Source organism: Acidovorax sp. ST3 (assembly GCF_003231145.1).
In the GTDB taxonomy this organism is placed as follows: Bacteria; Pseudomonadota; Gammaproteobacteria; order Burkholderiales; family Burkholderiaceae_C; genus Acidovorax.
This window is the reverse complement of the sequence record NZ_QKVP01000004.1, coordinates 482,444-503,533: the sequence shown is the minus strand read 5'-3', so window position 1 is coordinate 503,533 and position 21,090 is coordinate 482,444. Positions and strand designations below refer to the sequence as shown.

Below are 21,090 nucleotides of genomic sequence, written 5' to 3'. Positions count from 1 at the left end.
CGGTGGGGCTTGGCGTCCACTTTAGGCAATTGGCAGCGCAGCGGGGAGTAACAAGATCGTCGTGAATCCGGACAGCGGCGGCGCCAGCCAGCGCTGCGCACGCGCGCGGCCGATGGAGCGCACACGGCCTTGTTCTTCCAGCTCGGCCAGCGCGCGCTGCACGGTGCGCTGGCTCGCGTCCACAGCCAGCGCCAGCGCCGATGTGGACCAGGCCGCCCCGTCCGACAGCAGAGCCAGCAGCGCCGCCTGCTCGCCATCGATGGGCGGTGCCAGCACCACCACCGGCCGAGCGTCCAGGGGCTGCAGCACAAAGCCGCGCGCCGTGGCCTCGATGCGCGCCAGCGGCCGCAGGAGCGCGCGCAGGCGCCCCACCTCCACCCGCAGCCGCGCGCGGTGGGTCTCGTCCGGGCGGCGGGTACGGAAGGCCTGGGCAATCAATACCTCACGCTCTGCATCGCCGGGCCAGGCCTGCGCCAGTGCACGGGCGAGGGCAAACAGAATAGGTCGGCGTGCCAGGGGTTGCCACACGGCACCGGCGTCTGGGGCAGATGGGGCCGCGCCCACCCCCACACAGCGCCGGCACGCATCCACCACCAGCGCGCCAGACGCCAGCAGGTCGGCCACCTCTGACAGGCGCAGCGGCTGGTCCACCCCGGCCCCCACGCGGCGCGCTGCGGGCTGGTCCAGCATGGCGCGTGCCTGCGCCACCTCGGCCAGCAGGGCCGGCACGCGGGCTTGCAAAGCGGCCTCATGCGCGCGGTCCAGGGCAGCGCGGGCGGCGGCAATGTGCAGCGAGCGCAGTGCCAGTTCGGCCAGGGTGAGGTCTGCCATGGCCCGCAGGGCGGGGGGCAGTTTGCCCGCTGCGGGGGCGGCCGCCAGGGCATTCATGGCCGCTGCAGCTTCGTCCAGGCGGCCGATGCGCAGCAGCCGTCGCGCCGTAATCAGTCGCGCCTGGGCGGCGTTGGCGGTGTCGCCGTGGGCTTGCAGCGTATTGGCGGCCTCCAGCAGCGGGCGGGGTGACCCGCCGAGGTCGCGCATGGCCAGCGCCACCTCGGCCTCAGCCACCACGCAGCGGGCGCGCGCCTGGGCTTCGTGGGCGCCGAAGGCACGCGCCGCCTGCCGCAGCAAGTCGCGCGCATGGGGGTACTCGCCCAGCTGCGCCATGGCAATGCCGCGCAAGGCCAGGGCGGGCGGGTCGTCACGCAGGGCCACGCGCTTGAGGGCGCTCAGCGGGTTCCCGGCAGCCAGTGCGCGGGCAGATGCGGAGATTAGCGAATCCATGGGCCACAGACTACACGCCCGCCGCAGCCGCCGTCACGCCCACGCCAGGCACCCGGCCGGGTGCGGGATACTCTGGCGCTTTGCTGCTTTCACCGCCACAAGGACCGTCCATTGAAATCCGCCAGTGCCACCACCTTCGACGAGGCCTACTACCAACGCTTTTATTTCGACAAGAAAACCAGCGTGGTGGACCCGCAGCACATGGAGCGCCTGGGCACCTTCGTGTGCAGCTACCTCAAATACCTGCGTGTACCGGTGCGCCGCGTGCTCGACGTGGGCTGCGGCATCGGGCTGTGGAAAGACATCATGGCGCAGCACTTTCCCGCCGCCAGTTACCAGGGCGTGGAGTTCAGCCCCTACCTGTGCGAGCGCTTTGGCTGGCAGCAGGGCTCGGTGGTGAACTATGCGGCAAGCGAGCCGTTCGACTTTGTGATCTGCCAGGGCGTGCTGCCCTATCTGAGCCCGCCCGACCTGAAGGCCGCCCTGCACAACCTGGGCCGCCTGAGCCGGGGCGCGCTGTACATCGAAGCGGTCTCGCGCGAGGACTACGAGCGCGACATCATCGACGAAGACATCACCGACAACCGCGTGTTCCGCCACCGAGCCGACCTCTACCGGCGCGGGCTGCAAGAGGGCGCCATTGAGCTGGGCGGCGGCGTGTGGCTCAGTCGCAAGGCGGAGGTGCCGCTGTTTGCGCTGGAGCAGGCAGGCGGCCAGTGAACGACTCCACGCCCACGCCCCCCCATGCGGTAGCCCGTCTGCGCGCCGAGCGCCTGGCCCGCAGTGCCAAACCCTTTTTGGCTCGTGGCGGCCCCAAGGGCGAGCGCTGCGCGGGCTGCCGCTTGGTGCCCAGCCACTGCATCTGTGCGCTGCGCCCCCAGCTACCCACGCGCGCGGGCATGTGCCTGCTGATGGCGGACATCGAACCCCTCAAGCCCAGCAACACTGGCTGGCTGATTGCCGATGTGGTGGCCGACACCTATGCCTTTGGCTGGGCGCGCACCGAGGTGCACCCCGACCTGCTGACTCTGCTGACCGACCCGCAGTGGCAGCCGTATGTAGTCTTCCCCGGCGAGTTCGTGGCGCCCGAGCGCGTGGTCACACAGGTGGCCACGGCTGAGGGCAAACGCCCGCTGTTCGTGCTGCTCGACGCCACCTGGCCCGAGGCGCGCAAGATGTTCCGCAAAAGCCCCTACCTCAACCACCTGCCCGTGCTGAGCCTGCAGCCCGAGCAGCTCTCGCGCTACCACCTGCGCCGCTCCACGCGCATGGACCACTTCTGCACCTCCGAGGTGGGCGCGCTGTGCCTGGAGCTGGCGGGCGAGCTGCAAGCCGCGCAGGCACTGGAGGCGTACCTGGATGTGTTCACGCACCACTATCTGCAGGCCAAGCACCAGTTGCCGGTGGCGGCGGACGATGCTACGCACCTGCGGCTGCGCGGTCTGACCGAGACGGGTAATTAAGGCGGCGCAGGAGCCAATAAGCGGACGATGCGCGCCGTCGTCGACCTGACGCGCTTTGGGGCGGCACAGCGCCAAAAAATGGACAAAGAGCGTGACATGAACGCTTACAAAAATGCACGTTTTGTAAGGCGCAACGCGACGAATGCAGCGCCTCTGCGCGGCACAATCCGCAGCGCTTGAACCATCAGGTCGAGCGCGGGTACCGGCCAGGGAGGGGCTGGTGGCCGCCGTTGCGAGAACAGGTTCTCCAAACCGTCCATTGAAAGAACACTATGAAAAAACACACGCTGGTGATTGCATCCCTGAGCCTCGCCGTGGCCTCGCTGGCCCATGCCGGCAAGGCCGAGCGCGACTTTTTTGCGGCAGAGGTAACGCCTGCCCTGCAGTCTGCCGCCAGCACCCTCAAGCAATCTTGCGGCTGCAATGTGAAGATGGAAGTGAAGCAGGAAAGCTTCCAGACCGTGGACCACCTGCGCCAGGTGCGCTATGCAGCCGGCACCATCGTGGACAACGCTCCGCGCTACTGCAACGATGCCCCCTCCAAGGCGGCGGTGTGCAAACTCAAGACCCTGGAATTCGCCCGCACCGGCACCACGGCTTTCAAGTTTGTCGCGGGCAAAGGTGCCATCACGCTGGACGAAAGCTCGTACCCCAGCTGGGACATGCTCACCGCCGAACTCGACAAGTAAGCGCGCGGTTCCCGCCCCGGTCTCGCCAACGCCCGGCATCGCCTTTCGCGGTGCCGGGCGTTGGTGTTTCTGCGCGATCGTCCGTAGCCTGAAGCGCGGGGATGCAGACCAGAGCAAGCTGCTGCGCAATGGCCTTGCTGCACAATCGCGCGCCCTGTTCTCTGTGAGCGAACCACCCATGCTCTCTGTCCACATCCGCAACTTTCGCCCTGGTGACGCGCCCGCGCTGCGCACCGTTTTCCATGCCTCGGTGCATGGTCTGGCGTGCAAGCACTACACAGCCGAGCAACTCGATGCCTGGGCGCCACAGCGCTATGAGGCCACAACATGGGCAGAGCGCATGCGAGCCAACCAGCCCTTCGTCGCACAAGCGCAGGGCGACGGCCCCATTGCGGGGTTTGCCGATCTGCAGGCCGACGGTTGTATCGACATGTTCTTCGTGGCTCCAGCGTTTTCCGGCCAGGGCGTGGCCCGTGCGCTGATGGCGCACATCCACGCGCAGGCCCAGCAACGCAACATCCCCCGTCTGCACGCGTACGTGAGTCTGACTGCCGAACCATTTTTTGCCGCCCAGGGCTTTGTGGTGGAGCTGCGCCAGCAGGTGGAACGTGCCGGCGTGGTGCTGCACAACGCGCGCATGGCCAAGCCGTTGGTGGGCGAATGACTTTCCACTCCTGATTTGATAGCTGACTGCGATTAATCCGCAAGCCCTGGAGGTTCATTGGGGTTGCAGTGCCGATCCCGCTCAGTGCCTTTTCGTCGCCGGTGCCTTACAGTAGCCGCCCCGCAGCAGACAAACCCACACCCCAGCCCGCGATGGCTGCTACCCCATGACCAAAGACTTGGCACGACACAACGAACTCAAACCCATGGCCCTGTGCGAGCCCTGCCAGGGAATCCAGCGCAACTGGCGCAAGGCGCCGGGCCACGCCGAGCTGGTGCAGCGCGGCAACCGCAAGGAAGACCGTGACGACGGCACCGTCACCATCACCCGCTACGTGTGCGACCGCTGCGGCACCGCGTGGGAGTACGAGAACGACAAGAACAACCAGCGGGCGGGCTGGTCGGTGGTGGGGCGCTGAGCGCAACCTGCGCCGGGGCACCTTTTTGCCGCCTCGAAGTCACACCGGTTTTTGCCGGAGAACGCCCATGCTGCACCGCCGACGATTTCTGACCGCCGCCACCCGTAGCATCGCCCTAGGCGGCGCGGCACTGCTGGTGGCGAGTGGCGCACAGGCCCAGCCCAGCTACACGGTGCCCCTGGCGCAGCTGCAGTCCATGGTGGACCCCAAATTTCCCCGCAGCGTGCCGGTGCAGGGCCTGTTCAACCTGACCGTGCAGACGCCGCACTTGCGCCTGCTGCCCGAGGTGAACCGCTTGGGCGCGGCCATGGCGCTCGACGTGGCCGGCCCCGCTTTGCGGCGCAGCTACCCCGGCAGCCTGGATGTGGAGTTTGCGCTGCGCTACGAGGCCAGCGACCGCACGTTGCGCGCCCACCAGATCCAGCTGGGCCGCATGGAGTTTCCCGGCCTGCGCCCGGCAGTGAACGAGCTGCTCAATGCCTACGGCCCACAGCTGGCCGAGCAGTCGCTGCGCGAAGTCACGCTGCACCAGTTGCGCCCGCAAGACACCGCAGTGTTTTACGGCCTGGGCCTGCAGCCAGGGCTCATCACCGTGACCGCCAAGGGGCTGACCGTGGCGTTTGTGAGCAAGGCGCCCTGAAAGCCTGCCCTGGGAGCCCGCGCGCTCAGGCGGGCGATTTGGATTTGTCTAGATACGGCGCCAGATAACGTCCCGTATGGCTGGCAGGGTTGCCGGCCAGCTCTTCTGGGGTACCCACACCCACCACGGTGCCACCACCCGCACCGCCCTCGGGGCCCATGTCGATGAGCCAGTCGGCGGTTTTGATCACGTCGAGGTTGTGCTCAATGATGACGATGGTGTTGCCCGCATCGCGCAGCTGGTGCAGCACTTTCAGCAGCAGGTCGATGTCGGCAAAGTGCAGGCCGGTGGTGGGCTCGTCCAGGATGTAGAGCGTGCGGCCGGTGTCGCGCTTGCTCAGCTCCTGCGCCAGCTTCACACGCTGTGCCTCGCCGCCAGACAGCGTGGTGGCGGCCTGGCCCAGGCGGATGTAGGAGAGGCCCACATCCAGCAGCGTCTGCAGCTTGCGCGCGATGGTCGGGACGTCCTTGAAGTACGCCGCCGCGTCTTCCACCGTCAGCTCCAGGATCTGCGCAATGTTCTTGCCCTTCCACTGTACTTCGAGCGTCTCGCGGTTGTAGCGCTGGCCGTGGCAGATGTCGCAGGGCACGTACACGTCGGGCAGGAAGTGCATCTCCACCTTCACCACGCCATCGCCCTGGCAGGCCTCGCAGCGGCCACCGCCGGAGGATTGCGACACGTTGAAGCTGAAGCGCCCGGGGCCGTAGCCGCGCTCCTTGGCGGTGTTGGTCTCGGCCATCAGCTCGCGGATGGGGGTGAACAGGCCGGTGTAGGTGGCGGGGTTGCTGCGCGGCGTGCGGCCAATGGGGCTCTGGTCCACATTGATGACCTTGTCGAAGTACTCGATGCCCACGATCTCTTCGTGCTCGGCCGGTTCTTCGTGCGCACGGTGAATCTGCCGTGCCACGGCGGCATAGAGCGTGTCGTTGACCAGTGTGCTCTTGCCCGAGCCCGACACCCCCGTCACGCAGGTGAGCAACCCCACGGGAAAGTCCACCGTGACGCCTTTGAGGTTGTTGCCGGTGGCGCCCACCACGCGCAGCGCCTGCACGGCGCCCTGGCGCGCGTGGTGTTCGGCCATGCGTTCGGCACGGCGCTTGCTGGCTTCGGTCTGCGGAAAGCGCGACTTGGCCTTGGTCTCCACCACGGGCGCGGGCTGGTCCAGCACGGGCAACCACGGCGTGCGCCGCTGGGGCACGGCAATCGTGCGCGTGCCCGACAGGTACTGGCCGGTGAGCGACTGCGCGTTCGCGCGCACTTCGTCATACGTGCCCTGTGCCATCACCCGCCCACCGTGCACACCCGCACCGGGGCCCATGTCGATCACATGGTCGGCGGCGCGCATCATGTCTTCGTCGTGCTCCACCACGATCACGCTGTTGCCGATGTCGCGCAGGTGCTGCAGCGTGGCAATCAGCCGGTCGTTGTCGCGCTGGTGCAGGCCGATGCTGGGCTCGTCGAGCACGTACATCACGCCCGTCAGGCCCGAGCCGATCTGCGACGCGAGGCGGATGCGCTGCGCCTCGCCGCCCGAGAGCGTTTCGGCGCTGCGGTCCAGGCTCAGGTAGTTCAGGCCCACGTCGTTCAGGAACTGCAGCCGCGTGGTGATCTCGCGCACCACCTTGTCAGCAATCTCGGCCTTGGCGCCCGTGAGTTGCAGGGCCTTGAACCAGGCATGGGCATCGCTCAGCGTGGCGTGGCTCACTTCGTAGATGGCGCGGGCCTGTGGGCCTTCGCCCACCTTCACATGGCGGGCCTCGCGGCGCAGGCGCACGCCGTGGCATTCGGGGCAGGGCTGGGTGCTGCGGTAGCGGGCCAGGTCTTCGCGCACCACCACCGAATCGGTCTCGCGGTAGCGGCGCGCCATGTTGGGCAGGATGCCTTCAAACGGGTGCTTCTTGGTATAGACCTTGCCCTTGTTGGCGCCGCTGTCCAGGATGTAGCTGAACGCGATCTCGTCCTCGCCCGAACCGTGCAGGATGGCGTGTTGCACCGTGGCGGGCAGCGACTCGAACGGCGCCTCCACATCAAAGCCGTAGTGGCGCGCCAGGCTCTCCAGCATCGCAAAGTAGTAGCCGTTGCGCCGGTCCCAGCCCTTGATGGCACCACTGGCCAGGCTCAGCGTCGGGAAGGCCACCACACGCGCGGCATCAAACACCTCGCGCTGGCCAATGCCGTCGCACGCCGGGCACGCCCCCATGGGCGAGTTGAACGAGAACAGGCGCGGCTCCAGCTCGGCCAGCGAATAGCTGCACACCGGGCACGCAAATTTGCTGCTGAACAGGTGCTCCTGCCCCGTGTCCATCTCCAGCGCCAGCACGCGGCCATTGCCCTCGTGGCCGCCCACGCGCAGAGCGGCTTCAATGCTCTCGGCCAGGCGCTGCTGCAGGTCGGCGCGCACCTTCACGCGGTCGATCACCACGTCAATGTCGTGCTTCTCGGTCTTCTTGAGCTGCGGCAGGCTTTCGTGCTCGTAGATCTGCCCATCCACCCGAAAGCGGATGTAGCCCAGCGCCTGCATCTGCGCAAACAGCTCGGTGAACTCGCCCTTCTTCTCGCGCGCCACGGGGGCGAGGATCATCAGCTTGGTGTCTTCGGGCAGAGCCAGCACCGCGTCCACCATCTGGCTCACCGTCTGCGCCGCCAGCGGCAGGCCATGGTCCGGGCAAAACGGTGTGCCCGCACGGGCGTACAGCAGGCGCAGATAGTCATGGATCTCGGTCACCGTGCCCACAGTGGAACGCGGGTTGTGGCTGGTGGCCTTCTGCTCGATGGAAATCGCTGGCGACAGGCCCTCGATCAGGTCCACGTCGGGCTTGTCCAGCCGCCCCAAAAACTGCCGCGCATAGGCCGACAGGCTCTCCACATACCGCCGCTGCCCCTCGGCATACAGCGTGTCAAACGCCAGGCTGGACTTGCCCGAGCCCGACAGCCCGGTGATCACCACCAGCTGGTTGCGCGGGATGTCCAGGTCGATGTTCTTGAGGTTGTGCGTGCGCGCGCCACGGATGCTGATGCACTGCTCGCGCAGGGCGCGGGCGAGGTAGACACCATCGGCGGATCGGTCATCGGCAACAGGGGGAGGGGTCACGGGCGGGCTCTGTGCAGGAAAACCCACCATGATAGGTCACCCACGTTTTCTGGCGTAGCACTCCAGCATTACCCGCCAGGCCTGCACCGCGTCCCTGCGCACCACGCTTTGGAGGCCTTCGAGCAGCCACCCAGCCAATCGGCGAAAATCCCGGTTTTGCTTCTTCGGGCCTTAGCGCACCACCGTGCCGGATTCTCCTTCCCTGTCAGCCACCGCCGCCTCCCGGCAACCCACCCCCAGTACCAAGATGACCCCGCTGGAGCGCCGCTCCAGCATCAGCCTGGCGCTGATCTTTGCGCTGCGCATGCTGGGCCTGTTCCTGGTGCTGCCCGTGTTTGCCCTGGAGGCACGCAAGTACCCCGGTGGCGACGATCCCGCCCTGGTGGGTCTGGCCATGGGTATCTACGGCCTGACGCAGGCTTTCCTGCAGCTGCCGCTGGGCATCGCTTCCGACCGCTTCGGGCGCAAGCGGGTGATCGTGCTCGGCCTGCTCGTCTTCGCAGGCGGCAGTCTGATGGCTGCGCTGGCGGATTCTCTGACCGGACTGCTGCTGGGCCGGGCGCTGCAGGGCGCAGGGGCTGTGTCGGCAGCCGTGACCGCGCTGCTGGCCGACCAGACCCGCGACAGCGTGCGCACCAAGGCCATGGCGCTGGTGGGCGGCAGCATCGGGCTGATGTTTGCTGTGGCGTTGGTGGCTGCCCCGGTGTTGGCCGCCCATATCGGCCTGTCGGGCCTGTTTGGCCTGACCTGTGCGCTGGCCCTGGCCGGTGTGGCGGTGGTGGCTTGGTGGGTGCCGCCCGAGCCGCTGCAGCACCAAAACGCCCCCCGGGGCCGCCTGGCCGATGTGTGGGGCCACCCCGATCTGCTGCGCCTGAACCTGGGCGTGTTTGTGCTGCACACCGTGCAGCTGTCCATGTGGGTGGCTGTGCCGGCCATGCTGGTGCAGGCGGGACTCACCAAAGACCACCACTGGCAGGTGTACCTGCCCGCCGTCGTGCTGTCATTTGCCGCCATGGGGGGGCTGTTTGCGCTGGAGCGCGCGGGCCGCCTGCGCGCTGCCCTGCTCGGTGCCATCGCCCTGGTGCTGGTGGTACAGGCCGGGCTGGGCCTGTTGGCAGCCAGCGGCATGCCGGCCACGCTGTGGGTGCTGGGGCCGCTGCTGTTCGTTTTTTTCTGCGGATTCAATGCGCTGGAGGCCAGCCAGCCCAGCCTGGTATCGCGCATGGCGCCGCCCCACCTGCGCGGCGCCGCGCTGGGCAGTTACAACACCCTGCAGTCGCTGGGCCTGTTTGCGGGCGGTGCGCTGGGGGGCGCGCTGGTCAAATGGGCGGGCGCTCCGGGCCTGTTTGCGGTGACCACGGCGCTCACAGCCCTGTGGCTGGTGCTGACCTGGCCGCTGCGGCCCGTGGGGCGCGGCGGGCACTGAACGGCAGACCCTGCCGTCCCGCACGGACTGCCATTGCCCCCGGGGTTGCGGCACAATGACGCGTTTGGCGCCTGGAATCTCTCTCCAAATCCGGCGCTTTCCTCCCTTAAAGGCATAGACAGCACCATGGCATCCGTAAACAAAGTCATCATCGTCGGCAACCTGGGCCGCGACCCTGAAATGCGCACCTTCCCCAGTGGCGACCAGGTGGCCAACGTGACGATTGCCACCACCGACAAGTGGAAAGACAAGCAGACCGGCGAAATGAAGGAAGCCACCGAGTGGCACCGCGTGGTCTTCAACGGCCGCTTGGCAGAAATCGCCGGCCAGTACCTGCGCAAAGGTTCGCAGGTGTATGTGGAAGGCAGCCTGCGCACCCGCAAGTGGACCGACCAGAGCGGCGTCGAAAAGTACAGCACCGAAATCCGCGCCGACCAGATGCAGATGCTGGGCAGCCGCCAGGGCATGGGCGGTGGCGGCCAGGGCGGCGGACAACAAGGTGGCGGATACGACGACGGTTACGGTGGCGACCAGGGCGGCTACGACCAGGCCCCGCGCCGTGCCGCACCCGCGCCGCGCCCCATGGCCGCCCCCGCACAGCGCCCGGCGCCCGCCCCTGTGGCACAGGCACCGCGCGCGGCCTCCGGCTTCGACGACATGGACGACGACATCCCGTTCTGACAGCCTCCGGCACCGGATTCAATCCAAAGCCCGCATCCGCAAGGTGCGGGCTTTTTTTTGCCTGTGCGCCACGCACCGGTAACCCCCTAGAAACCGTCGCCTGTGGGCGTCAAAACGTAGCAACTCGCAACAAGAGGTGCTGGAGTCAACCCAACTTACCAAGGCTAACCAGCGCCTGGGGGTGGTGACTTTTACAACGGCGCTGGCGCACGCCGCTTCTCAGTTTTGTCCAGTTCGGTGCAGGCGCCACACACCAACAATTCCTTACATCCGATACGGAAATATCAAAGATCATCGCTGCCTGGCGCGCCAAAGAGGTGCAAAGCCCGGCGGCCAGCAATTACCAAAAACCAATATTCCAAAGAGAGAGAGGGTCGTGATGCCTGGGTTCGTGCGCAAGATTTTGATATTTGTCACTGGCTATGCGTGGCTGCTGCTACTGGCTGGCCCCGGGCTGATCGCACTGTCGGTGTACAGCGGCTGGAAGGCGGAAGACGGCCACGCCTATGTGGCACGCGAAAGCCTGCAAACCGTGTCCGGCACGGTGACGCAGGCCTCTGAAGTCACCGTCAAGCGCAAGCGCCGCGCGACCAAGAAATACTACGAAATCACGGTCCAGCCCGACACCGCAGGCGCCGAGGCACGCAAGCTGCGCATTGACTACAGCACGCCGCAGCAGTTGGTGGGCAACCTGATTGATGAAAAAGTGACCGCTTTGGTGGACGGCAGCGACCATGACCTGGTCTATGAAGTCTCGGCTGCCGGTGGCGCAACCGTCATCAGCTACGAGACCACCAAACAGCGCCTGCAGGCCGAAGCCACCTCCTCCGCGCAATCCTTCAGCGGCGCAGGCACCTGGATCTTCGCCATCCTTCTGACCCTGGTAGGGGCTGCCGGCGTGTGGTCCAACCGCAAGCTGCGCGCCGCCGATAACGCACAGCAACTGGCCGCCGCCTGACGGCCATACCCCATAAAAAAAGAGAGAGGGAGGGAGGGGCAGCGCCCGGGGCGCGCTCCTCCCATCGTTTGCGCAGACCTGCGCTCACTACGGAGGACCACACCATGAACCCCAACGCACTGTCACCACAAACCCCAGCAGGCGCTCCGATGGAGCGGCGCGATTTCATCGTCTCCACCTACAAGCACCTGGGCGTAGCCATTCTGGCCTTTGTCGTGCTGTCGGCAGTGCTGATGGTGAGCGGACTGTCCACCACCGCCGCCAAGATGCTCATGGCCAGCGGCAGCAAATTCTTGTGGCTGGGTGTCATGGGCGCCTTCATGCTCGTGGGCTGGCTGGCATCGCACCTGGCCGACAACTCGGACAATCCCCAGACGCAGCTGATGGGCCTGGGCCTCTATGTGCTGGCAGAAGGGCTCATCTTTGCCCCGATGTTCGGCATTGCCCAGCTTTTGGTGCCCGGCGCCATCGGCGCTGCCGCCTTCATCACGCTGCTGCTGGTGGCAGCGCTCACATGGACGGCGTTCAGCAGCAAGACCGATTTTTCGTTCCTGGGCGGCATCCTGAAGGTGGCGGGCCTGGTGGCACTGGGCACCATCGTTGCGGGCGCCATCTTCGGCTTCAAGCTGGGCATCTGGTTCTCCGGGCTCATGGTGCTGTTTGCGGGCGCCTGCGTGCTGTACGACACCTCGCGCATCATCCACGACTACCCTGCAGACCGCCCCGCCGGTGCAGCGCTGCACCTGTTCGCATCGATCGCGCTCATGCTCTGGTACGTGCTGCGCATCCTGATCAGCCTGGCCATGAACGACGACTGACACGCCGGGGCACTGCCCAACAAGAAAGCCGGAGCGGTCACCGCCCCGGCTTTTTTGCTTTTGGAGAATGGATTTCGAGAGAAATCAGGCGCAAGCGCTAGTCTTTATTGGCCTAGCAGCTATCAATTTTGAAGTATCAACGAACCATGGCCGGCTGCACAGCAGGCGCATTGCCGGTGGGCTGCGGCAGCCCTTCCACGGCAGCAATCACGCCACCGCCCAGGCAGACATCGCCGTCGTACAGCACCGCGCTCTGCCCCGGCGTCACGGCCCACTGGGCGTCCGGGAACTGCAGCGCAAAGCCGTCGGGCACAGCCTCCAGCGCGCACGCGGCGTCCTGCTGGCGGTAGCGCGTCTTGGCAGCATAGGTGCCAGGCGCCGGGGCCTGGCCAGCGCACCAGCTCACGTCCTGCGCCACCAAGCGGTGCGATAGCAGCCAGGGGTGGTCATGCCCCTGCACCACGCGCAGCGTGTTCTTCTCCAGGTCCTTGCGGGCCACGAACCAGGGCTCGTGCGCGCCACCACCGCGCTGCGCGCCCTTTTCTTTCACGCCGCCAATGCCCAGACCCTGGCGTTGGCCCAGGGTGTAGAAGCTCAGACCCACATGCTGACCCAGCTTACGCCCTCGGTCGTCCAGGATGGGGCCGGGCGCATGGCTGATGTAGCGGTTCAAAAACTCGCGGAAGGGCCGCTCACCAATGAAGCAGATGCCGGTGGAATCCTTCTTCTTGGCATTGGGCAGGCCGATCTCTTCGGCGATGCGGCGCACCTCGGTCTTGTGCAGCTCACCCACAGGGAACAGCGTCTTGGACAGCTGCGCCTGGTTCAGGCGGTGCAGAAAGTAGCTCTGGTCCTTGCTCGGGTCCAGCCCCTTGAGCAGCTCGTGCAGGCCCGTGGCCGGGTTGTGGCGCACGCGCGCATAGTGGCCCGTGGCGATCTTCTCAGCCCCCAGGCGCATGGCATGGTCCAGGAAGGCCTTGAACTTGATCTCGGCATTGCACAGCACGTCAGGGTTGGGCGTGCGGCCGGCCTGATACTCGCGCAGGAACTCGGCGAACACGCGGTCCTTGTAGTCGGCCGCGAAGTTGACGTGCTCGATCTCGATGCCGATGACATCGGCCACAGCGGCTGCGTCCACAAAGTCGATGTTGGACGAGCAGTACTCGCTGTCGTCATCGTCTTCCCAGTTTTTCATGAAGATGCCGACCACCTCATGGCCCTGCTTTTTGAGCAGGTAGGCGGTCACGGCCGAGTCCACGCCGCCGGAAAGGCCGACGACAACGCGCTGTTTGGTAGGGGAAGTCATTGCCCCGATTGTATTTTTGATGCCGACGGGGCACTGCGCGGGCGCGCAGAACGCGTAGCCACCAGCAGGTCATACAGCTGCTGCGCGGCGGGCGACAGGGTTTTGCCCCGGCGCTTGATCAGCCCCATCTGCCGCGTGACGATAGGCTCCACGAGCGGGATGCTGACCAGCGTGGGGTGGTCCTTGCCCGGCATGGCCAGGCTGGGCACGGCCGCCACGCCCAGGCCCGCCTCCACCAGGCCCAGCAGCGTGGTCACGTGCTTGGCCTCGTACAGGCACTGGGGCCGGTCGGGCACATTGGCCAGCGCCAGGTCCATCAGCAGGCGGTTGCCCGACGTCTTGCCCACCGACATGAAGTCGTGCTGGCCCAGCTCCGCCCAGCTCACCTTCTTGCGGCGCGCCAGCACATGGTCGCGCCGGCACGCAGCCACAAAACGCTCGGCCAGCACGGGCTTGAACTCGATCTCGGCCTCCTGGCTGCCGATGAAGTTCAGGCCAAAGTCCGCATCGCCCTGCGCCACGGCCACCAGCACCTCGTTGGCGCTGGCGTCGTGCACCTTCACGCGGATCTTCGGAAACCGCTCGTGGTAGCGCTTGACCACCTGCGGCAGAAAGTAATACACGGCCGAGGGCACGCAGGCAATCGTCACCTCGCCCATGCGCCGCGCGGCCACATCGCCCAGGCCCATGAGCATGCCGTCCAGGTCGTCCAGCCACACGCGGGTCTTGCGCGCAAAGTCGCGCCCCACGGCCGTGAGCGTGACGCGGCGCGTGGTGCGGTCGAGCAGGCGCACACCCAGCGCCTCTTCGAGCTTGTCGATGCGGCGGCTGAACGCGGGCTGGGACAGGTGGATGGCCTCGGCCGCCGCACGAAAGCTCTGCAGCTCGGCCACCGTCGCAAAAGCCTGGATGTCGGCAAGGTCGAATTTGTTGTTCATCGGGCGTCCTTCGTGTGCGCTTCAGGGTGTTGGCAGCGTTGCATGCTGTGCATCAAACGATCAGAACATTGCAATTCACGGCCGAGATTGGAGCATGTACAAGCCGCTACAGCCTATTGCACAGCATGCATCAATCGTTACCAACAATGCAATTCACAGATCATCGACGGCGCAGCACCATGCCGACCCATGAGCACCAACATTCCTTGCGTTCTGATGCGTGGCGGCACTTCCCGGGGGCCGTTCTTCCTAGCCGACTGGCTGCCGCGCGACTCTGAGGCCCGCGACCGCACGCTGATTGCAGCCCTGGGATCGCCGCACGAGCTGCAGATCGACGGCCTGGGCGGCGGCAACTCGCTGACCAGCAAGGTCGCCATCGTCTCGCGCTCCACGCAGCCCGACTGCGATGTGGACTACCTGTTTGCCCAGGTCAGCGTGCAGGAGGCCCGCGTGGACACCCGCCCCAACTGCGGCAACATGCTGGCCGGTGTGGGGCCCTTCGCCATCGAGCAAGGGCTAGTCCCCGCAGACCGCGAAGGCCAGACCACCACGGTGCGGGTCTACAACGTGAACACCCGCTCCCGCATCGATGTGCAGGTGTGCACAGCGGGCGGCCAGGTGCACTACGACGGCGATGTGCGCATCGACGGCGTGCAGGGCACGGCAGCCCCCGTGCTGATGAACTTCCTGGACGCCTGGGGCGCCGTCACCGGGCAGATCTTTCCCACCGGCCAGCGCATCGACACCATCCAGGGCCTGCAGGTCACCTGCATCGACGCAGCGCAAGTGATGGTGCTGGTGCGCGCCGCCGACCTGGGCCTGCGCGGCGACGAGACACCCGCCGAGCTGGACGCCAACACCGCCTTGCTCGCCCGCCTGGAGGCCGTGCGCCTCGAAGCCGGTCAGCGCATGGGCATGGGCGATGTGACGCACAGCGTGCTGCCCAAGCCGGTGATTGTGTCGCCGGGCACATCGCCGGGCAGCGTGGTGTCACGCTACTTCACCCCCCACCAGTGCCACCGCTCGCATGCGGTGACGGGCGCGATTGGCGTGGCGGCGGCCTCGGTACTGCCGGGCACGGTGGCCACCGACGATCGGCATGCGCCCACCGCCGGACTGCGCCGCGTGGAGGTGCAACACCCGGCAGGCCGCATCCAGGTCGAGGTGGAACTCAGCGAGGTGGATGGCCAGTTCAAGCTGGTGCAGGCCGCGCTGGTGCGCACCGCCCGAAAAATTCTGGAAGGCACGCTGTTCGTTCCAGAAAGCGCTACGGCGCACTAAGTGCTCTTCAGGGCGCCGCTTGCGCAGCGTCCTTCTCACTACTTCAACGATTCCAACCATTACGACAGGAGACACACCATGACCCGTTCCATTCACTCCACCACGCGCCGCACGGCGCTGGCCACGGCTGCGCTGGCGCTCGCGTCCAGCGCCTTCTGGACCGCCGGCACCGCCCATGCGGCCTATCCCGACAAGCCCATCACGCTGGTCGTGCCCACCGCCGCGGGGGGTGGCAACGACGGCATGGCGCGCGTGGTGGCCATCAAGCTCTCCACCCTGCTGGGCCAGCAGGTCATCGTGGAGAACAAGGCCGGGGCCAATGGCGCGATTGCTGCCGAATACGTGGCCCGCGCGGCACCCGACGGGCACACCATCTTGTTCGGCTACATCGGCACCCACGGCATGAGCCCCGCACTGCAGAAGCTGCGCTACGACCCCATCACGCAGTTCGAGCCCATCGGCATGGTGAGCTACTCGCCCACGCTGATGGTGGTGAACCCCAAGGTGCCCGCCAAGACGGTGAGCGAGCTGGTGGCGCTGACCAAGGCCAAGCCCCACGACTTCAACTACGCATCGGCCGGCAACGGCACAGCCCCACACTTCTCGGCGGAAATTTTCAAACTCGAAAGCGGCGCCCAGATGGCCCATGTGCCCTACCGGGGCGCAGCGCCCGCGATGAACGACACCATGGCCGGGCAGACGCAGGTGATGTTTCCCAGCCTGTTTTCCGCCTACCCGCACGTGAAGGGCGGCAAACTGCGCGCCCTGGCGCTGGCCGGGCCCAAGCGCTCATCCCTGCTGCCCGATGTGCCCACGCTGGAGGAGGCCGGCATCAAGGGGGTGGAGATCACCCAGTGGTATGCCCTGTTCGCACCCGGCAAGACACCCCGCCCGGTGATCGACCTGCTCAACAAGACCTTGAACACCGCACTGGCCGACAAGGACGTGGTGCGCCGCATCGAGGAACAAGGCGCGGTGGTGGACACCAGCACGCCCGAACAACTGGCCCTGACGGTGAAGCAGGAGCTCGCCAAGTGGAAGGGTGTGGTGGTCAAGGCCCAGCTCACACCCGATTGAGCCCTTGCGAAGAAGGCTCGGGGAGGCAAAGGGACGCCCCCCTGCAGGGCGCGGTGTACCCGTATTTCAACAAGAGGAGACACACATGAAAACAACCATCGCAGCGGTCTGTGCCGCGCTGGCCGGCCAATGCGCCATTGCGCAAAGCGCCAACGTCACGCTGTACGGCGTGGTGGACCTGGGCCTGCGCAACGGCAGCGGCCTCACCGCATCCAACGCGCCTGCCGCCGGCTCCAGCCGCAGCCTGGGCAGCGGCATTCACACGACCAGTCGCTGGGGCCTGCGGGGCAGCGAAGACCTGGGTGGCGGCGCCAAGGCACTGTTCAACCTGGAGAGCGGCCTCAACGCCGACACGGGTGCACCGGCCAACGCCTCCAAATACTTCGACCGCGCATCCTGGGTGGGACTGCAGGGTGGCTGGGGCACGCTGGCCCTGGGCCGCCAGACCACCACGCTGGCCGACGCCATATCGCCTGTGGACCCACTGGCCATGCGCTTTGCCAGCTTCAACCCCAACATCGGCGTGACCGCGCTGAGCCAGCATGGCCTGGGCATCGAGTACGGCAGCGCAGGCGCCAATTCGGGCTCGTACCGGCTGGACAATTCACTGAAGTACACGGGCCGCTTCGGCGGCTTCACGGCGCGTGCCATGTGGGGCCTGGGCGAAGTCGCATCGCAGGCTTCGGCCTTGTCGTCACACGGCGTGGGCCTGGCCTGGGCTGCGGACGGCTTTGTGGTGTCCGGCGCCTACCAGAGCTTCAACGACGCCAACAAGCGATCACTCGACGGCACCACGCTGGGCGCGTCTTACCAATGGGGCAGCGTGCGCCTGGCCGCCAACGCAGGCCGCAACAAGGCCGAGACAGCCGCGGGCCGCTTCACCGTGCAGCGCGTGTTGTCCGCCGGCGGCACCTGGACTGCCACGCCGTGGGTGGACCTGACGGCGGCCTACTACAAGGTGGACCGCTCGCGCACCGGTGCGGCCGACGACGGCTACGGCCGCCTGGTGGCGTTTGCCGAATACAAGCTCTCGCGCCGCACCAAGGTGTATGCCGAGCTGGACAACACCCGCTGGCGCAACGGCTTCCAAGGTGCAGCCAACAAGGCCACGGCCACCGGCATCTCCGCCGGCGTGGTGCACACGTTCTGAGCAAGGCTTAAACAAACTTGCCGGTGATGCCCCCGTCCACCACCAGCTCGGTGCCGGTCACATAAGCAGCCGCATCGCTGGCGAGGAAGGCGCAGGCATGGGCCACGTCCCACGCCGTGCCCATGCGACCCATGGGCACCTGGCGGGCGCGCGCGGCGCGGGCCTCGTCGAGACTGGTGTCCGAGAACATCTTCGCCACCGTGGTGGCAATGCGCGGCGTGTCGATCAGCCCCGGCACCACGGTGTTGGCGCGCACGCCCTGGCCCGCGTACTGCTGCGCCACCATGCGCGTGAAGTGGGTGACGGCCGCCTTGGTCACGCCATAGGCCAGGTGTGGGTAGCCCAGGTAGCGCATGCCCGCGATGGACGAGATGGTGATGATGGAACCCCGGCCCCGCTCCACCATGCCCGGCAGCACCTGCTGGCAGGCCAGCAGCAGGCTGTTCACGTTGACGGAATGGATGCGGTCGAAGTCTTCGGTGCTCGTCTCCAGTGGGCCGCCGGTTTTGCCGATGCCCACGTTGTGGTGCAGCACGTCGATGGCGCCGCCAAAGCGCTCGCGCGCCTCGGCAAACAGACGCTGCACATCGGCGGCGTCCGCCACGTCACCCACCAGCGTGGCGGCCGTGCCACCTTCGGCCTCGATGAGCGCCGTGGTTTCTTCGGCCGAGGCTGCGTCCCGGTCCGCCACACACACGCTCGCGCCCAGGCGCGCGTAGGTCACGCAGGCGGCGCGCCCAATGCTCCAGCCCGGGCCGGCAGAACCGCCCCCGGCCACAAACACCACGCGGCCCGACAAATCGAGCGGCAGGGCGGGAGGATGGCCTGGCTGCGCGCTCATGCGTCCGTGCCCTGGCCGGCACTGCCGCCGACGAAGGGTATGGCGTGCTCCACCGTGTCCCAGATGAAGCGGCCCGAGGGGCTTTGCTGTTCTTCCACGATGTGCGCCACCAGCCCGGCCGCGCGCGAGATCACGGCAAAGCCGCGCATCACGGCCGTGGGCACGCCGATCTCGCCCAGCAGCGCGGCCACCGCGCCGGTGGCGTTGATGGTGATGGGGCGGCCTGCGACCTCGTCGACGGCCTTGGACAGCGTCTCCAGCGCACGGATTTTGTCGCCCTGCAGCTCCGGCTCGGCGCGACCCATCTCCAGCAGCTTGTAGGCGCGCGGGTCTACCGGTTTGTGCAGGTGGTGGCCAAAGCCGGGCACGGGGGATTTGAGGCCCTTGTAGTGGCGCGCGATGGCCAGCGCCTCCGCCTCAGGGTCTTGCGCCGCTGCGATGCGGTCGAGCAGGCCCGAGCAGTTCTCCATGGTGCCCACGAAGGAGCTGCCCACGGCCAGCAGGCCGGCCGAGACGGCGCCCTGCAGGTTCTCGGGCGCGCTCATGTAGATCAGCCGCGTGGCAATGGCGCTGGGCGTGAGGCCGTGCTCCATGAGCACGATGAGCACCACGTCGGTGATGCGCAGGTCCACACCGCGCGGCGCGCGGCCCAGGATCTGCATCAGCATCACCTCGGTGAAGGTCTTCTTTCCCATCAGGTCCTCCACCAGATTCGCATCGCGGTAATGCAGGCTGGTGAGGGTGTGGGTGCACAGGCGGGTGACGGGGGTCTTGGAAGCAGTTTGGGTCATGAGATGGGTTCCTTCGTTCAGGCAGTGGCCGTACCAGCCAGGGCAGCCAGGGCCGCATCGCGCACGGCAGACTTGAGCACCTTGCCCACGGGCGAGCGCGGCAGGCTTTCGTGAAAGTGGATGCGCTTGGGCGTCTGCACCGGGCCCAGGCGCTCGCGCACAAAGGCGATCAGCTCGGCTTCCGTGGCCAGCTCGCCGGCGCGCAGTTGCACGGCGGCCTGCACGGTCTCGCCCCATTTGTCGTCGGGCAAACCGAACACGGTGCATTCGTGCACCGCAGGGTGCTGGCCCAGCGCGTTCTCTACGTCCACGGGGTAGACGTTGAAACCGCCGGTGATCACCATGTCCTTGAGCCTGTCCTTGAGGTAGAGAAACCCCCGCTCGTCAATCAAGCCCCGGTCGCCGGTGTGCAGCCAGCCGTTCACCAGGGTCTCGGCCGTCTTCTCGGGCAGGCGCCAGTAGCCGGTCATGAGCAGGTCGCCGCGCGCCACGACTTCGCCCACTTCGCCCGGGGGCAGCAGGCGGCCATCGGGCGCCATGATGGCCACGTCGCTGAACCAGGTGGTGCGGCCCACCGAGGCCAGGTTGCGCTCGTCCTCGAAGTCCTCGGGGCACAGCACGGTGAGGATCTGCGGCGCCTCGGTCTGGCCGTAGGTCGTGCCCAGCACCGGGCCAAAGAAGTCGCGCACCTGGCGGATCTTGTCGGGCGGCATAGGGGCACCGCCGTAGATGAGCCGGCGCAGGCGCGGAAAGTCCGCGCGCGACGCGCCGGGCAGCGCCATCAGCATGTAGACCAGCGTGGGCGGCATGAAGCACACGGTGCCGCCGCGCTCGCGGAAGGCCGTTCGCACCGCATCGGCGCCCGCGCCGGCCAGCACCACGTGGCAGCCACCCTGCGCCAGGATAGGCAGGATGTACGTGGAGGTGCCGTGCGTGATGGGCGCGGCCACGATGTAGCGCTCGTGCTCGTCAAAGCCCCAGGCGTGGATCTGGTTGGTGATGTTGGCCATCCACGCGCGGTAGGGCTGCATCACGCCCTTGGGTGCACCCGTGGTGCCGCCGGTGAACTTGATGGCCTGGGTGGCGTCGTCCGGCAGGTCCAGCTGCGGGCGGGGGGCGCCAGCGTGCGCAGCGGCCCAGCTGGCCAGGGTGGCGGCGCCCTCGGCGGCCTGCGCGCCGGTCAGCACGCGGGCGCCGGGTGCGCCTTCCAGCAGGTCGGTGCATGCGACATCCAGCACCAGCAGGGTGGGCTCGGTCGCGTCGATGATGCGGCGGATCTCGGGCCGCGTGCTCTTGGGGTTGAGCGGTACCCACACCTTGCCGCAGGCCAGCACGGCCAGCAGCGCGGCGATGTGGTCGGCGCTGTTGCCCGCGCAAATGCCCACGCGGCTTTGAGGGGTGGGGTCAATGGCGGTGAAGCCCGCCGCGAGCGCGGCCACGCGGGCGGCCAGGGCGTCGTAGCGGACGGCGCCCTCGGGCGCGTCGATGGCAATGCGGTCGGGCCAGCGCTGGGCAGCCCGCCAGAAGAAGTCGATGGGGAACATGGTGAGAACAGGGTTTCCTGGGTTGCCTTCAAA

General features: G+C 67.1%; 21 protein-coding genes. 14 read left to right on the top strand and 7 right to left on the bottom strand.

The features are described from left to right. Positions 1-21: 21 nt before the first annotated feature. Positions 22-1,281 (bottom strand): helix-turn-helix domain-containing protein, encoded by a 1,260-nt coding sequence (locus tag DNK89_RS14980; protein WP_110960741.1) that lies wholly within the window; start codon positions 1,279-1,281, stop codon positions 22-24. A 111-nt stretch (positions 1,282-1,392) separates the two neighbouring features. Here DNK89_RS14980 and DNK89_RS14975 point away from each other — a divergent pair, with 111 nt between their 5' ends. The 7 genes from DNK89_RS14975 to DNK89_RS14950 all read left to right on the top strand — a co-directional run bounded on the left by DNK89_RS14975 (position 1,393) and on the right by DNK89_RS14950 (position 5,155). Next, on the top strand, positions 1,393-2,001 hold the full coding sequence (locus tag DNK89_RS14975) for a class I SAM-dependent methyltransferase (RefSeq protein WP_110960740.1): 609 nt from the start codon (positions 1,393-1,395) through the stop codon (positions 1,999-2,001). Further along, entirely contained in the window at positions 1,998-2,744 is a 747-nt protein-coding gene (locus tag DNK89_RS14970) for a tRNA-uridine aminocarboxypropyltransferase (RefSeq protein ID WP_110960739.1), read from the top strand. Before DNK89_RS14975 ends, DNK89_RS14970 begins: the two co-directional genes overlap by 4 nt. 27 nt (positions 2,745-2,771) lie before the next feature. Then, positions 2,772-2,924, top strand: a complete 153-nt coding sequence (locus DNK89_RS24410) for a hypothetical protein (protein WP_161958944.1) — start codon at positions 2,772-2,774, stop codon at positions 2,922-2,924. A 92-nt stretch (positions 2,925-3,016) separates the two neighbouring features. Next, positions 3,017-3,433 (top strand): hypothetical protein, encoded by a 417-nt coding sequence (locus DNK89_RS14965; protein ID WP_110960738.1) that lies wholly within the window; start codon positions 3,017-3,019, stop codon positions 3,431-3,433. 178 nt (positions 3,434-3,611) lie between these two features. Continuing rightward, positions 3,612-4,097, top strand: a complete 486-nt coding sequence (locus DNK89_RS14960) for a GNAT family N-acetyltransferase (protein ID WP_110960737.1) — start codon at positions 3,612-3,614, stop codon at positions 4,095-4,097. A gap of 166 nt (positions 4,098-4,263) precedes the next feature. After that, entirely contained in the window at positions 4,264-4,515 is a 252-nt protein-coding gene (locus DNK89_RS14955; protein ID WP_110960736.1) for a hypothetical protein, read from the top strand. Between the two features lie 67 nt (positions 4,516-4,582). Beyond that, positions 4,583-5,155 (top strand): DUF1439 domain-containing protein, encoded by a 573-nt coding sequence (locus DNK89_RS14950; protein WP_110960735.1) that lies wholly within the window; start codon positions 4,583-4,585, stop codon positions 5,153-5,155. A 25-nt stretch (positions 5,156-5,180) separates the two neighbouring features. On the opposite strand, the gene uvrA is transcribed toward DNK89_RS14950, so the two are convergent. Beyond that, positions 5,181-8,276 carry an excinuclease ABC subunit UvrA gene (gene uvrA / locus DNK89_RS14945; RefSeq protein WP_238990821.1) on the bottom strand — a complete coding sequence of 1,032 codons (3,096 nt, stop codon included), beginning with the start codon at positions 8,274-8,276 and terminating at the stop codon, positions 5,181-5,183. A 217-nt stretch (positions 8,277-8,493) separates the two neighbouring features. On the opposite strand from uvrA, the gene DNK89_RS14940 reads away from it, so the two are divergent. The 4 genes from DNK89_RS14940 to DNK89_RS14925 all read left to right on the top strand — a co-directional run bounded on the left by DNK89_RS14940 (position 8,494) and on the right by DNK89_RS14925 (position 12,129). Beyond that, entirely contained in the window at positions 8,494-9,672 is a 1,179-nt protein-coding gene (locus tag DNK89_RS14940) for an MFS transporter (protein ID WP_110960734.1), read from the top strand. A gap of 126 nt (positions 9,673-9,798) precedes the next feature. Further along, a complete protein-coding gene (gene ssb, locus DNK89_RS14935; RefSeq protein WP_015016327.1) occupies positions 9,799-10,353 on the top strand; it encodes a single-stranded DNA-binding protein in 555 nt (184 codons plus the stop codon). A gap of 379 nt (positions 10,354-10,732) precedes the next feature. Next, positions 10,733-11,311 (top strand): hypothetical protein, encoded by a 579-nt coding sequence (locus DNK89_RS14930; RefSeq protein ID WP_110960733.1) that lies wholly within the window; start codon positions 10,733-10,735, stop codon positions 11,309-11,311. A 104-nt stretch (positions 11,312-11,415) separates the two neighbouring features. Further along, positions 11,416-12,129 (top strand): Bax inhibitor-1 family protein, encoded by a 714-nt coding sequence (locus DNK89_RS14925; protein WP_060986412.1) that lies wholly within the window; start codon positions 11,416-11,418, stop codon positions 12,127-12,129. 136 nt (positions 12,130-12,265) lie between these two features. Here the strand turns inward: DNK89_RS14925 and mnmA are convergent, their stop codons facing one another. Both mnmA and DNK89_RS14915 read right to left on the bottom strand, forming a co-directional pair. Beyond that, entirely contained in the window at positions 12,266-13,435 is a 1,170-nt protein-coding gene (mnmA, locus tag DNK89_RS14920) for a tRNA 2-thiouridine(34) synthase MnmA (protein ID WP_110960732.1), read from the bottom strand. Beyond that, complete coding sequence (locus tag DNK89_RS14915) at positions 13,432-14,373, bottom strand: LysR family transcriptional regulator (RefSeq protein WP_110960731.1); 942 nt, start codon at positions 14,371-14,373, stop codon at positions 13,432-13,434. The genes mnmA and DNK89_RS14915 overlap by 4 nt, the downstream gene beginning before the upstream one ends. Before the next feature lie 189 nt (positions 14,374-14,562). Here DNK89_RS14915 and DNK89_RS24775 point away from each other — a divergent pair, with 189 nt between their 5' ends. The 3 genes from DNK89_RS24775 (at position 14,563) to DNK89_RS14900 (ending at position 17,881) form a co-directional block, all read left to right on the top strand. Then, the gene (locus DNK89_RS24775; RefSeq protein ID WP_110960730.1) at positions 14,563-15,654 is read left to right on the top strand and encodes a 4-oxalomesaconate tautomerase; all 1,092 of its coding nucleotides are present in this window, start codon (positions 14,563-14,565) and stop codon (positions 15,652-15,654) included. A 78-nt stretch (positions 15,655-15,732) separates the two neighbouring features. Further along, complete coding sequence (locus DNK89_RS24770; protein ID WP_110960729.1) at positions 15,733-16,731, top strand: tripartite tricarboxylate transporter substrate binding protein; 999 nt, start codon at positions 15,733-15,735, stop codon at positions 16,729-16,731. Between the two features lie 85 nt (positions 16,732-16,816). Next, a complete protein-coding gene (locus tag DNK89_RS14900; RefSeq protein ID WP_110960728.1) occupies positions 16,817-17,881 on the top strand; it encodes a porin in 1,065 nt (354 codons plus the stop codon). A 7-nt stretch (positions 17,882-17,888) separates the two neighbouring features. Here DNK89_RS14900 and DNK89_RS14895 read toward each other — a convergent pair whose 3' ends face one another. Genes DNK89_RS14895 through DNK89_RS14885 form a run of 3 tightly spaced genes read right to left on the bottom strand, consistent with a single transcriptional unit; the run spans position 17,889 to position 21,057 of the window. After that, positions 17,889-18,722, bottom strand: a complete 834-nt coding sequence (locus DNK89_RS14895) for an SDR family NAD(P)-dependent oxidoreductase (RefSeq protein WP_110960727.1) — start codon at positions 18,720-18,722, stop codon at positions 17,889-17,891. Then, complete coding sequence (locus DNK89_RS14890; protein ID WP_110960726.1) at positions 18,719-19,513, bottom strand: citryl-CoA lyase; 795 nt, start codon at positions 19,511-19,513, stop codon at positions 18,719-18,721. The genes DNK89_RS14895 and DNK89_RS14890 overlap by 4 nt, the downstream gene beginning before the upstream one ends. Before the next feature lie 17 nt (positions 19,514-19,530). Next, positions 19,531-21,057, bottom strand: a complete 1,527-nt coding sequence (locus DNK89_RS14885; protein ID WP_110960725.1) for a class I adenylate-forming enzyme family protein — start codon at positions 21,055-21,057, stop codon at positions 19,531-19,533. Between the last annotated feature and the right edge of the window lie 33 nt (positions 21,058-21,090).